The 13,364-nt window shown below is 68.0% G+C and carries 9 protein-coding genes and 1 riboswitch; of the genes, 4 read left to right on the forward strand and 5 right to left on the reverse strand.

Annotation, left to right across the window (positions count from 1 at the left end):
* Nucleotides 1–240: 240 nt before the first annotated feature.
* Nucleotides 241–1,518: a putative hydroxymethylpyrimidine transporter CytX gene (gene cytX, locus PcP3B5_RS27870; RefSeq protein WP_061562967.1), complete on the reverse strand. Its 1,278-nt coding sequence runs from the start codon at nt 1,516–1,518 to the stop codon at nt 241–243.
* Nucleotides 1,519–1,647: 129 nt separating this feature from the next.
* The gene (gene thiC / locus PcP3B5_RS27875) at nt 1,648–3,528 is read right to left on the reverse strand and encodes a phosphomethylpyrimidine synthase ThiC (protein WP_061562968.1); all 1,881 of its coding nucleotides are present in this window, start codon (nt 3,526–3,528) and stop codon (nt 1,648–1,650) included.
* 112 nt (nt 3,529–3,640) lie between these two features.
* Nucleotides 3,641–3,748: riboswitch (TPP riboswitch) on the reverse strand.
* 182 nt (nt 3,749–3,930) lie between these two features.
* On the opposite strand from thiC, the gene PcP3B5_RS27880 reads away from it, so the two are divergent.
* Nucleotides 3,931–5,394, forward strand: coding sequence for a TolC family outer membrane protein (locus PcP3B5_RS27880; RefSeq protein WP_061562969.1), 1,464 nt, complete (start codon nt 3,931–3,933; stop codon nt 5,392–5,394).
* A 781-nt stretch (nt 5,395–6,175) separates the two neighbouring features.
* Here the strand turns inward: PcP3B5_RS27880 and PcP3B5_RS27885 are convergent.
* Together PcP3B5_RS27885 and PcP3B5_RS27890 are read right to left on the reverse strand one after the other, a co-directional pair.
* Complete coding sequence (locus tag PcP3B5_RS27885) at nt 6,176–6,961, reverse strand: class II aldolase/adducin family protein (protein ID WP_061562970.1); 786 nt, start codon at nt 6,959–6,961, stop codon at nt 6,176–6,178.
* Nucleotides 6,962–7,072: 111 nt separating this feature from the next.
* A complete protein-coding gene (locus PcP3B5_RS27890; protein ID WP_061562971.1) occupies nt 7,073–8,116 on the reverse strand; it encodes an ABC transporter substrate-binding protein in 1,044 nt (347 codons plus the stop codon).
* Nucleotides 8,117–8,456: 340 nt separating this feature from the next.
* Here PcP3B5_RS27890 and PcP3B5_RS27895 point away from each other — a divergent pair, with 340 nt between their 5' ends.
* The 3 genes from PcP3B5_RS27895 (at nt 8,457) to PcP3B5_RS27905 (ending at nt 11,589) form a co-directional block, all read left to right on the forward strand.
* A complete protein-coding gene (locus PcP3B5_RS27895) occupies nt 8,457–8,807 on the forward strand; it encodes a cupin domain-containing protein (protein ID WP_009613539.1) in 351 nt (116 codons plus the stop codon).
* Between the two features lie 103 nt (nt 8,808–8,910).
* Nucleotides 8,911–10,794 carry an oxidoreductase gene (locus PcP3B5_RS27900; protein ID WP_237143120.1) on the forward strand — a complete coding sequence of 628 codons (1,884 nt, stop codon included), beginning with the start codon at nt 8,911–8,913 and terminating at the stop codon, nt 10,792–10,794.
* Nucleotides 10,795–10,995: 201 nt separating this feature from the next.
* Entirely contained in the window at nt 10,996–11,589 is a 594-nt protein-coding gene (locus PcP3B5_RS27905; protein WP_009613541.1) for a helix-turn-helix domain-containing protein, read from the forward strand.
* Nucleotides 11,590–11,911: 322 nt separating this feature from the next.
* Here PcP3B5_RS27905 and waaA read toward each other — a convergent pair whose 3' ends face one another.
* On the reverse strand, nt 11,912–13,180 hold the full coding sequence (waaA, locus tag PcP3B5_RS27910) for a lipid IV(A) 3-deoxy-D-manno-octulosonic acid transferase (protein WP_061562973.1): 1,269 nt from the start codon (nt 13,178–13,180) through the stop codon (nt 11,912–11,914).
* Nucleotides 13,181–13,364 lie beyond the last annotated feature (184 nt).

Consider the following 13,364-nt stretch of genomic DNA (forward strand, 5'->3'; position numbering starts at 1 on the left):
CGGTGCATCGGACTGACTCCGTTCCCTCTCCCCAACCCTCTCCCGCAAGCGGGAGAGGGGGCTGTCCGGCATGGACGGGAAGTTCGGCATCGACCTGTAGGAACAACTGTCTTACAGGCTGCACCGAAGTGCTCTTCGTAGGATGGGTTGAGCTTGCGAAACCCATGCGGTCACGGTGATGGGTATCGCTTCGCTCAACCCATCCTACGCTTGAGTTTCTCCCGCACTCCGCCAGGCCGCTCAGCCCTTCGCGCCGATACGCCCCAGCGCAAGCTGCAGCACCCCGGCCACCAGCAGCGCCGGCAGGGTGGCGCCCAGGTCCGGGGCGTAGTTGGCCAGCAGGTGGTAGGTGACCACGCCGCCGGCCCAAGCCAGCAGCGAGCCCCAGCGCAGGCCGGGGCGGACTTCGGCGGCGGCGCGGCGGCGCAGCAGGAAGTGGTCGACCAGCACCACGCCGAACAGCGGGGCGAACACCGAGCCGATCAGCAGCAGGAAGTTCTGGTACTGCGCAAGCGGCGCGAACCAGGCGATCAGGGTACAGAGCACGCCGATGATCAGCGCCAGGTGCTCGACCTTCAGCGGCACCAGGATGCCGCTGGAAACCGCCGCCGAGTGGATGTCGGCGAAGGCCTTTTCCGACTCGTCGAGCAGGATCAGCAGCAGCGGGATGCCCATGCCGGCGCCGGCCAGGGCCAGCAGCAGGGCGTTGGCGTCGCTGCCCTGGGCGAACGCCAGGGTGTAGGCCACGCCCAGGCCCATCAGCCAGAAGCAGCCGATGAAGAAGCCCAGCGCGGCGCCGCCGAACACCTGCCCGGCGTGCTTGCCGAAGCGCGAGTAATCGGCGATCAGCGGCAGCCATGACAACGGCATGGCGATGGCGATGTCGAAGCCCACCGCCAGCGGCAGCGAGCCGTCGCCGCCGCGGGCCCAGATGGCCGCCAGGTCCGCGCGGTGCAGCAGGTCCCAGGTCAGCCAGATGCAGGCCGCCAGCAGCAGCCAGATGCCCCATTTGCGCAGCACGCGGCGGACGAAGGCCAGCGGCCCGCTGACCGCCAGCAGGGTGGCCAGGGCGCCGAACACCAGGGTCCACAGCGCCGGGCTGGTCCAGGCGCTGCCCTCGCCGAAGGCGCGCGCGGCCAGCAGGCTGGCGGCATCGCGCATGACGATCACCTCGAAGGCGCCCCAACCCACCAGTTGCAGCAGGTTGAGCACGGCCGGCAGCGCCGCGCCGTGACCGCCCAGGCTGAGCTTGAGCGAGGCCATGGCGGCCAGCCCGGTGTCGCTGCCGATCACCCCGGCGGCGGCCAGCAGCAGCACCCCGACCAGGGTGCCGAGAAAGATCGCCAGCAGCGAGCCGGCCAGTCCCAGGCCGGGCGCCAGCAGCGCGCCGGTCTGCAGCACCATCAGGCCGATGCCGAGGGAGAACCACAGGGAGAACAGGTCGCGCAGGCCGAGCACGCGCTGGGCGGAGCCAACGGCGATGGCCGGGGAATAGTTGGTTGCAGTGGTGGTGGTCACGATGTGCGCAAGGCTCTGGGGTTATTGGGATGTGTCTTCTTCTCGTAGGAGCGAGCTTGCTCGCGAACCGGCCCCGAGCCCGGGCTGTTCGCGAGCAAGCTCGCTCCTACAGGTGCCGCGGTGTAGCGATCAGACCTGCTTGTAGATCACCGAGCCTTCGTCCTTGAAGCGCGCGGCCTGTTCCTGGAAGCCGGCCTCGATGGCCTTCTGCTCGTCGGTCAGGCCGTTCTCCTTGGCGTAGTCGCGGACTTCCTGGGTGATCTTCATGGAGCAGAACTTCGGCCCGCACATGGAGCAGAAGTGCGCGACCTTGGCCGAGTCCTTCGGCAGCGTCTCGTCATGGAAGGCACGCGCGGTGTCCGGGTCCAGGCCGAGGTTGAACTGGTCTTCCCAGCGGAACTCGAAGCGCGCCTTGGACAACGCGTTGTCGCGGATCTGCGCGCCCGGATGACCTTTTGCGAGATCGGCAGCATGCGCGGCGATCTTGTAGGTGATGATGCCGGTCTTCACGTCGTCCTTGTTCGGCAGGCCCAGGTGCTCCTTGGGCGTGACGTAGCAGAGCATGGCGCAGCCGAACCAGCCGATCATCGCCGCGCCGATGCCCGAGGTGATGTGGTCGTAGCCGGGGGCGATGTCGGTGGTCAGCGGGCCGAGGGTGTAGAACGGCGCCTCGTCGCAGCATTCCAGCTGCTTGTCCATGTTCTCCTTGATCAGCTGCATGGGCACGTGGCCGGGGCCTTCGATCATCACCTGCACGTCGTGCTTCCAGGCGATCTTGGTCAGCTCGCCGAGGGTTTCCAGCTCGCCGAACTGGGCGGCGTCGTTGGCGTCGGCCACCGAGCCCGGGCGCAGGCCGTCGCCCAGCGAGAAGCTGACGTCGTAGGCCTTCATGATTTCGCAGATGTCTTCGAAATGCGTATAGAGGAAGTTCTCCTGGTGGTGCGCCAGGCACCACTTGGCCATGATCGAGCCGCCGCGCGAGACGATGCCGGTGACGCGCTTGGCGGTCAGCGGCACGTAGCGCAGCAGCACGCCGGCGTGGATGGTGAAGTAGTCCACGCCCTGCTCGGCCTGTTCGATCAGGGTGTCGCGGAAGATTTCCCAGTTCAGGTCCTCGGCGATGCCGCCGACCTTCTCCAGCGCCTGGTAGATGGGCACCGTGCCGATCGGCACCGGGCTGTTGCGCAGGATCCACTCGCGGGTCTCGTGGATGTGCTTGCCGGTGGACAGGTCCATCACCGTATCGGCGCCCCAGCGGATGCCCCAGGTGAGCTTCTCCACCTCTTCCTCGATGGACGAGCCCAGGGCGCTGTTGCCGATGTTGCCGTTGATCTTCACCAGGAAGTTGCGGCCGATGATCATCGGCTCCAGTTCCGTGTGGTTGATGTTCGCCGGGACGATGGCGCGGCCGCGGGCGATCTCCTCGCGGACGAACTCGGCGGTGATCTCCTGCGGGATGCTGGCGCCGAAGCTCTGCCCCGGGTGCTGGTCCTTGAGCAGGCCGGCGGCGCGGGCTTCCTGCAGCTTCATGTTCTCGCGGATGGCGATGTATTCCATCTCCGGGGTGATGATGCCCTGGCGCGCGTAGTGCATCTGCGTGACGTTCTTCCCGGCCTTGGCCCGGCGCGGGGTGCGCACGTGGGCGAAGCGCAGGGCGTCGAGGCTGGCGTCGGCCAGGCGGGCCTGGCCGAAGTTGGAGGTCAGGCCGGGGAGGATCTCGGTGTCGCCGCGCTCGTCGATCCAGCGCGAGCGCACATCGGGCAGGCCCTTGCGCAGGTCGATGCGCACTTCGGGGTCGGTGTAGGGGCCGGAGGTGTCGTAGACGAACACCGGGGCGTTCTTCTCGCCGCCGAAGGCGGTGGGGGTATCGGCCAGGGAAATTTCCCGCACCGGTACGCGGATGTCCGGGCGCGAGCCGGTCAGGTAGACCTTGCGCGAATTGGGGAAGGGCTGCGCCGACTGGCGATCGAGCTGTTCAAGGCGGGTTACGTTGTTCTTCTGGGTGCTCATCCTGGCTCTCCTGGGTTGATTGTCGGGAGAACCTGGGTGACGCGGGAGCCGCAAGGCACTGCGGAGAAAGGACGCGTCCGGGGAGGGCTGGGGCCGGCCGGAAAGGCACTGGGGACGCGGACTTCTTGTTCCCTACGCGGGTGCTAACCCGATCAGGTTCAACGGGATCCGGAACTATCCGATCTCAGCCCCTCGCAATGGGGCACCCCGACAAGAACGTCCGCAGTCTAAACAAGAGTTCGGCGCTTGGCCAATGCCGCCGGGCCGAAAGTATCGGATGCGACTTCTCGGTCACGCCCCGGCAACTACAATGCTGCAACGAATTGCCCGAAGATGGCGCCTTGACCGCCAATCGGGGCGACCGTAGCCTTGCCCCACCCGCACACTTTCTAGGACGAACGAATGCTGCGCAGACTCTCCCTGGCTGTCGCCGTGGCCGCCTCCACAGGTTTCGTCTGGGCAGCACAGCCCACGTCGAGCGTCGCTCCGCTGCCGACCAAGACCGACCTGATCAGCGTCTACAAGGATGCCGTAGACAACAACGCCGACCTCGCCGCCGCCCAGGCCGACTACCTGGCGCGCAAGGAAGTCGTGCCCCAGGCGCGCTCCGGCCTGCTGCCGCAGATCAATGCCGGCGGCAGCCTGGGCACCAGCCGCACCTCGCTGGACACCCCGGACGCCACCCTCAACCGCAGCAGCCAGCTGGTCCAGGCCAGCCTCAGCCAGCCGCTGTTCCGCGCCGACCGCTGGTTCCAGCTCAAGGCCGCGGAAAACATCAGCGAACAGGCCCAGCTGGAATTCTCCGCGACCCAGCAGCGGCTGATCCTGCAGACCGCCGAGACCTACTTCGGCGTGCTCCGCGCCCAGGACAACCTGGCCGCCAGCAAGGCCGAGGAAGCGGCCTTCAAGCGCCAGCTCGACCAGTCCAACGAACGCTTCGACGTCGGCCTGTCGGACAAGACCGACGTGCTCGAATCCCAGGCCGGCTACGACACCGCGCGGGCCAACCGGATCGTTGCCGAGCAGGCGGTGGAAGACGCCTTCCAGGCCCTGGTGACCCTGACCAACCGCGAGTACAGCGGCATCGAGGGCATCCTCCACTCGCTGCCGGTGGTGGTGCCGACGCCGAACGACGCCAAGGCCTGGGTGGATACCTCGGTGCAACAGAACATCGCCCTGCAGGCCAGCAACTTCGCGGTCACCGCCGCCGAGGAAACCCTGCGCCAGCGCAAGGCCGGGCACCTGCCGACCGTGGATGCGGTGGTGCAGTACCAGAAGGGCGACAACGACGCGCTGGGCTTCACCAACGCCGACGGCAGCCTCCCGCACTACGGCAAGTGGGTCGACCAGACCAGCGTCGGCGTGCAGCTGAACATCCCGATCTACAGCGGCGGCCTGACCAGCTCCCAGGTGCGCGAGTCGTACCAGCGCCTGAGCCAGAGCGAGCAACTGCGCGAAAGCCAGCGCCGCCAGGTGGTGCAGGACGCGCGCAACCAGCACCGCGCGGTGAACACCGACGTGGAAACGGTGAAGGCGCGGCGCCAGGCGATCATCTCCAACCAGAGCTCGCTGGAAGCCACCGAGATCGGCTACCAGGTCGGCACCCGCAACATCGTCGACGTGCTCGACGCCCAGCGCCAGCTGTACAGCGCGGTGCGCGACTACAACAACAGCCGCTACGACTACATCCTCGACAACCTGCGCCTGAAGCAGACCGCCGGCACCCTCAGCCCGGCCGACCTGCAGGCCCTGGGCACCTACCTCAAGGCCGACTACAACCCGGACAAGGACTTCCTCCCCCCGGACCTGGCCAAGGCCGCCGAGCAGCAGCTGGAAAACAGCAGCAAGGCGCGGACCCAGCAGTGAACGACAAGCCCGGCAGAAGCCGGGCTTGTCGCTTGCGGAGCGGGCTCCGTCCGCTCCTACGCCACACCCCACACCATTTCCATGTAGGAGCGCGCCCTGCGCGCGAAATCGCGGGCAGGGCCCGCTTACAGGTTGCCGGGGAGCATGGTATTCCTCCTCCCCCGTAGGAGCGGACCTTGTCCGCGATAACCGGATGCCCCGGCGCGGATCGCGGATGAGATCCGCTCCTACGCCGCCCCACCCACGCCATTTCCATGTAGGAGCGCGCCCTGCGCGCGAAATCGCGGGCAGGGCCCGCTCCTACAGGTTGCCGGGGAGCACGGTATTCCTCCTCCCCCGTAGGAGCGGACCTTGTCCGCGATAACCGGACGTCCCGGCGCGGATCGCGGATGAGATCCGCTCCTACGCCGCCCCACCCACGCCATTCCCATGTAGGAGCGCGCCCTGCGCGCGAATCGCGGGCAGGGCCCGCTCCTACAGGTTGTGGGGAAGCACGGTATTCCTCCCCCGTAGGAGCGGACCTTGTCCGCGATAACCGGACGTCCCGGCGCGGATCGCGGATGAGATCCGCTCCTACGCCGCCCCACCCACGCCATTCCAATGTAGGAGCGCGCCCTGCGCGCGAATCGCGGGCAGGGCCCGCTTACAAGGAACAGGAGAAACGCCGTCGTAGGATGGGTTGAGCGAAGCGATACCCATCACCACGGCCGCATGGGTTTCGCAAGCTCAACCCATCCTACGAAAAGCACCTCGGCGCGGCCGGCAAGACAAGGCCGGTCGCTCAGTCGCGATACCCCGGCGCAATGCGCTCCAGCATGCGCAGCAGCGCCTCCCAGGCCAGGTCGATGCCGTCCGGGTCGCTCAGCTCGCCTTCGGCCTGCGGCTGATGCGGTTCGTTGAACTGGCGCTCGGTGCGCCGGCACACCGCGTCCGGCGGGATCACCAGTTCGCCGCCGACCTGGGCGGCGATCTGGATGTCGCAGGCCTTCTCCAGGTAGTACATGCGCAGGAACGCCTGCTTCACGCTCGCGCCCACGGTCAGCAGGCCGTGGTTGCGCAGGATCATCCCCAGGTGGTCGCCGAGGTCGCGTACCAGGCGCTGCTGCTCGTCGAACGACAGCGCGATGCCCTCGTAGTCGTGGTAGCCCAGGCGCCCGTAGAACTCCATGGACATCTGGTTCAGCGGCAGCAGCCCCGCGGCCTGGGCCGCCACCGCGCAGCCGGCGCGGGTGTGGGTGTGCAGCACGCACTGGGCGTCCTCGCGGGCGGCGTGGATGGCGCTGTGGATGACGAAGCCGGCCGGGTTGACCTTGTAGCGCGTCGGCGCCACCGGGTGGCCGGCCAGGTCGATCTTCACCAGGCTGGAGGCGCTGATCTCGTCGAACATCAGCCCGTAGGGGTTGATCAGGAAATGGTGCTCCGGCCCCGGAAGACGCAGGGAAATGTGGGTGAAGATCAGGTCGCTCATGCGGAAATGGGCGATCAGCCGGTAGCAGGCGGCCAACTCCTCGCGCAGCTTCCACTCTTCGGCGGAGCAGGTTTCACGGGAAGGCATCGGGATGGTCATGCCGGGGTTCCTCTTGTTGTTCGAACGACAGGCTACAGGCGAAGAGCATGTGCGGGGCTCTTCGCTCTTGCTTGCAGCTTGCAGCTTGCAGCTTGCAGCCTATAGCTTGACCTATTGCGCCGCCCAGGCGTTGAAGCGCTCTTCCAGCTCCTCGCCATGGTCGGCCCAGAACTCGTCGTCCATGGCCAGGCCCACCTTGATGTTCGCCGGCGCGGTCGGCACCCAGCGCGCCAGGTCCTGCGGCAGGCGTTCGGCGGCCTGCTTGTTGGTCGGGCCGTAGGGGATGTTGTGCACGTAGTCGACCTGGGCGTCGGCCTGGTTGGCGAAGGCGATGAAGCGCTTGGCCAGGTCGACGTGCTGCGAGCCCTTGATGATCGCCCAGTAGTCCATGCCGTACAGCGCGCCCGGCCAGACCAGGTCGAGGTTGCGCCCGCTCTTGTGGGCATCGGCGATGCGCCCGGTGTAGCTGGTGGTCATCACCACGTCGCCGGCGGCGAGCCACTGCGGCGGCTGGGCGCCGGCTTCCCACCACTGGATCGACGGCTTGATCTGGTCGAGCTTGGCGAAGGCGCGGTCGACGCCGGCCTTGGTGGAGAGCACCTTGTAGACGTCCGCCGGGGCGACGCCGTCGGCCATCAGGGCGAACTCCAGGTTGTACACCGCGCGCTTGCGCAGGCCGCGCTTGCCGGGGAATTTCTTCAGGTCCCAGAAGTCCTGCCAGCCGCTGGGCGCGGTCTTCAGCTTGTCGGCGTCGTAGGCGATGGCCACGCCCCACACCAGCGCGGCCGAGCCGCATTCCTTGGCCGCGTTGGGCACCAGTTGGTCGGCGCCGCCCAGCTGCTTCCAGTCCAGCGGCACGAACATGCCCAGGTCGCAGTTGCGCGCCAGGTCCGGGCCCTCGATCTGCACCACGTCCCAATCGGCATGGCCGGTATCGGTCATCACCTTGATGCGCGCCATCTCGCCGTTGTACTCGGCCTGGGTCAGGCGTGCCCCGCTGGCCTTGGCGAAGGGCTGGAAGAAAGCCACGTCCTGGGCCTTCTGCCCGGCGCCGCCATAGCCGACCACGACCATGGAATCCTGCGCCTGGGCGCTGCCGAGACCGAGTCCCAGGAGCAGCAGCAGGGGTTGCAAAGCGTTCTTGCGCGAAATCATCGAGCGGACCCTCTGTGGATGCGAACCGTGGCCACCGCGGTGGCACGGCGGAGGTGGGTTGGACGTACCGGAACAACTCGCGGATGGAGGCGGCTGGCTGTCAGAGGCGGAGGGGCGCCGCGGCCTGGAGCGGCCGGCGCGGGTAGATACCGTGGGGCACGGTTCATGCGCATCTCCTCTTGTAGTTGTTGTGGAGTACGTCGCTGGGCACGCCTCGTCGGCGACGGGGCGTGGAAATGAAACTACCCAGTCACTTTTAAAAAAACAAGTTGATTTTTTACTGAAGGTAAATTTCCATGGAAATACGTTAGATGACCATCCGCCCACCAGGAGCCCCGCCGTGTCCGACGTCATCCACTTCCAGAAGTCCGCCCTGCAGTTCCAGCCCTATGCCGGCCAGGCGCCGGAAAACGCCGCCATCTGCCGCCTGATCGGCCCGGCCGACAGCCAGACCATGGGCGCCGGCCTGGCCCGCTTCGACGGCTGCTCCATCGAGTGGACGGTGCTCTACGACGAGCTGATCGTGGTGCTGGAAGGCCACTTCCGCCTGCGCCTGGGCGAGCGCGTCATCGAGGCCGCGCCGGGCGACGTGATCTGGGTGCCGGAGCGCACGCCGCTGGCCTACGAGGGCGAGAAGGCCTGCGTGTTCTACGCCCTCTACCCGGTCGACTGGCAGGCCCGCAACGCCTGAGCCCCCCGCAGAACAACAAGAAAGGACGACGTCCGTGAGCCATGCCTTCCCGCACCTGTTCAGCCCGCTGCAAATCCGTGGCAAGCGCCTGAAGAACCGCATCATGTCCACCGGGCACGACACCTCCATGCCCACCGACAACCTGGTCAACGACCAACTGGTGGCCTACCACCAGGCCCGCGCCAAGGGTGGCGTAGGGCTGATCGTGATGCAGGTGGCGGGGGTACACGACAGCGCCCGCTATACCTCCCACGTGCTGATGGCCACCGACGACGCGTGCATCCCCGGCTACCGCCGCGTCGCCGAGGCCTGCCATGCCGAGGGCACCCTGGTGCTGTCGCAGATCTTCCACCCCGGGCGCGAGATCATGGAGTCCAGTGACGGCCTGCTGGCGGTGGCCTACTCCGCCTCGGCCTCGCCCAACGAGCGCTTCCGCGTGATGCCGCGCGAGCTGGACCCGCGCATGATCGACGAGATAGTCGCCGGCTACGCCGCCGCCGCGCGGCGCCTGCACCAGGCCGGGCTGGACGGCGTGGAAGTGGTGGCCAGCCACGGCTACCTGCCGGCGCAGTTCCTCAACCCGCGGGTGAACCGCCGCACGGACGGCTACAACGGCGACCTCGACGCGCGCCTGCGCTTCACCCGCGAGGTGATCGCCGCGGTGCGCGCGGCCACGGCCGAGGACTTCATCGTCGGCCTGCGCATCTCCGCCGACGAGCGCGACCCCGAGGGCCTGACCGAGGATGAGTCGCTGCTGGCCGTGCGCGCGCTGCAGGGCGAACTGGACTACGTGCACATAGTCGCCGGCACCTCCGCCTCCCTCGGCGGCGCCATCCACATCGTCCCGCCGATGGCCATCGAGGCTGCCTACCTGGCCAGCAACGCGGCGACCTTCAAGGCGCGCCTGGACATCCCGCTGTTCGTCACCGGGCGCATCAACCAGCCGCAGGAGGCCGAACTGATCATCACCCGCGGCCAGGCCGACGTGTGCGGCATGACCCGCGCGCTGATCTGCGACCCGCAGATGCCGCAAAAGACCGAGACCGGCCACGTCGAGGACGTGCGCGCCTGCATCGCCTGCAACCAGGCGTGCATCGGCCACTTCCACCGCGGCTACCCGATCTCCTGCATCCAGCACCCGGAAACCGGCCGCGAGCTGCAGTACGGGCGCATCGAGCCGGCCGCGCAACGCAAGCGCGTGCTGGTGGCCGGCGGCGGCCCGGCGGGCATGAAGGCTGCGGCGGTGGCGGCCCAGCGCGGCCATGAGGTGATTCTCTGCGAGGCCGGCGCGCAGCTCGGCGGCCAGGTCAACCTGGCGCAACTGCTGCCGCGCCGCGCCGAATTCGGCGGCGCCTCCACCAACCTGCAGCGCGAAATGCAGCTGGCCGGCGTGGAAGTGCGGCGCAACACCCGCGTCGACCGCGCCCTGGTGGAAGCCGAGAAGCCCGACCTGGTGATAGTCGCCACCGGCGCCAAGCCCTACTGGCCACCCTTCGAGCGCGGCGGCGAACTGCAGGTGGTGGACGCCTGGCAGGTGCTGCGCGGCGAGGTGCAGGTCGGCCGCTCGGTGCTGGTCACCGACTGGCGCTGCGACTGGATCGCCCCCGGCATCGCCGAGCAACTGGTGCGCGCTGGCCACCAGGTGCGCCTGGCGGTGAACGGCACCCATGCCGGCGAGAACCTGCCGCTCTACGTGCGCGACCACCTGGCCGGCGAGCTGCACCGCCTGGGCATCGAGATCAGCCCCTACGCGCGGCTGTACGGCTGCGACGACAGCAGCGTCTACCTGCAGCACAGTGCCAGCGGCGAGCCGATGATCTTCGAAGGCATCGACACCCTGGTGCTGTGCCAGGGCCACCAGCCGGTGGACGACCTGGCCGCCGAGCTGGAAGGCCTGGTGGAATTCCGCCGCATCGGCGACTGCCTGGCCCCGCGCACCGCCGAAGAAGCGATCTACGAAGGCCTCAAGGCAGCCTGGGCAATCTGAGTCGATGGGGTGGGCGTAGGGCGGATAACCGTTCGCGGTTATCCGCCGCCTGACCTTGACCGTCGCGCGCTCGGAGCCGAACCCGAAGCCGCCCCACGCCAAGTCCAGCAACGGCATTCGCGGCAAGCAAGGTGCAGCGACCCACAGGCGCGGCGCATTGTTTAGAATGCCCCACGACCGACTCGCCAGGACCCTCGCCGCATGAGCCCGAAAGCCCCGCAGCAAGCCCCCGCCAGCGCCGAAGCGCAGTTCCTCGGCACGCGCATTCGCGGCCTGCGCAAGCGGCGCGGCATGACACTGGCCGAGCTGGCCGAGCAGAGCAAGCTCACCGCCGGCTACATCAGCCAGCTGGAACGCAACCTGGCCTACCCGTCGATCCCGGCGCTGTTCAACATCGCCCGCAGCCTGGGCGTGACCATCCAGTGGTTCTTCGCCAGCGAGGTGCAGGCCGACCCGGCCGACGCCGGCTACGTGGTGCGGCGCAACGCGCGCACCAGCGTGCACTACGAGGACGGCATCGTCGACGAACTGCTCAGCCCGCAGCCCACCCGCCAGTTGGAAATCCTCCACTCGCGCTTTCCGCCCGGCACCTACAGCCAGCAGAGCTACAGCCACGAGGGCGAGGAAGCCGGCTACCTGCTCAGCGGCACCTTCGAGCTGTGGGTGGGCGAGCGGTATTTCCTGCTCAACGAAGGCGACAGCTTCAGCTACTCCAGCCAGGAGCCGCACCGCTACGGCAACCCCGGGGACGTGGATGCGGTGGTGCTCTGGGTGATTACGCCGCCGACGTTCTGACCGCCGCGTTCTTGTGTAGGAGCGAGCTTGCTCGCGAACGGAGTTCGCCGGGAGTCGTGGGTGCTGGGGTTGAGAGCGCCCTCTCCCTAACCCTCTCCCTGAAGGGAGAGGGGACCGTTGGGCAGGGTTTGATGCTCTGGAGTCAGCCGGCTAGCACGGTGATTTCCGATTGAAACCATTCCCTCTCTCGGCACGGACAAACCCCCTCTCCCTTCAGGGCGGGGCGCGCAGCCGAGGGCTGGGGAGAGGGGACGGTGGTGATCTCATGCGCCGCCATGACCGGGAAACTCCGTTCGCGGGCAAGCTCGCTCCTACAAAGGCCCTAGCCCAACAACCGAGCCAGCCCATCGAGCAGCCGCCGCAACGCCCCCTGATTGGCCTTCAGCACCCCCAACCCAGCCTCGGCCATGCGCTGCGCCACCGCCGGCTCATCCCACAACTGCCCCACTGCCACCGCCAGCGTCGGCGCATCCAGCACCTCGCGCAGGGCGCCGACCTCGCGCAGTTGCGCGGCGATCTCGAGGAAGTTGAACAGCTGCGGCCCGGACAGTACCGGCTTGCCCAGCGCCGCCGGCTCCAGCAGGTTGTGCCCGCCGTTGGGCACCAGGCTGCCGCCGACGAAGGCGACGTCGGCCAGGGCGTAGAGGAACAGCAGCTCACCCATGGTGTCGCCGAGCAGCACCTGGGTGGCGGCCTGCACCGGCTCGCCGCTGGAACGACGCAGCGTGGCGAAGCCCTCGCGGCGGCACAGTTCGAACATGCCGTCGAAGCGTTCCGGGTGGCGCGGCACCAGGATCAGCAAGGCGTCCGAGTGCGTTTCCAGCAGCTTGCGGTGGGCGGCGAGGACGATCTCGTCCTCCCCGGCATGGGTGCTGGCGGCGATCCACACCGGCCGGCCCTCGGCCTGCCAGTCGTGGCGCAGGGCCGTGGCGCGGGCGAGCAGTTCGGCGTCGATGCTCAGGTCGAACTTGATCGAACCGGTCACGCTCACGCACTCCGGACGCGCGCCCAGGCGGCGGAAGCGTTCGGCCTCGGCCTCGGTCTGCACCGCCAGCCAGCTCATCTCGCCGAGCATCGGCCGCGTCAGCCCCTCGAAACGCGCGTAGCCGCGGGCCGAGCGCTCGGACAGGCGCGCATTGGCCAGCGCCACCGGGATGCCGCGGCGGGCGCACTGGTGGATGTGGTTGGGCCACAGCTCGGTTTCCATGATCACCGCCAGGCGCGGCTTCACCCGGTTCAGGAAGCGCGCCGCGGCCCAGGGCAGGTCGTAGGGCAGGTAGCAGTGCTGCACGCTGTCGCCGAACAGCGCGCGGATGCGCTCGGAGCCGGTCGGCGTCATGCAGGTGACGGTGATCGGCAGCTGTGGATAACGCTGCTGCAGGGCGCGGATCATGGGCGCTGCGGCGATGCTTTCGCCCACCGACACGGCGTGCACCCAGATGCCGCCCGGCTGCATGACCGGCAGGCCGAAGGCAAAGCGCTCGCCGATGCGCCGGGCATAGGCCGGCGCCTTGCGCGAACGCAGGAACAGGCGCAGCGCGACCAGCGGCAGGCCCAGGTGGAACAACAGGGTATAGAGAGTCCGGTTCATGGCGGCGGAGAGTAGCAAATAACGCCGGGGGTTCGCGCGGCGCCTAGCTTGCCGACAGGCTCTTCGTAGGATGGTGTTGAGCGAAGCGATACCCATCACCAGGGTCCGATGGGTATCGCAAGCTCAACCCATCCTACGAAAAGCACCTCGCGCTACCGGCAAGACAGTTGTTCCGAAAGTCGTG

Origin of the sequence: Pseudomonas citronellolis (assembly GCF_001586155.1) — a bacterium.
GTDB lineage: Bacteria > Pseudomonadota > Gammaproteobacteria > Pseudomonadales > Pseudomonadaceae > Pseudomonas > Pseudomonas citronellolis.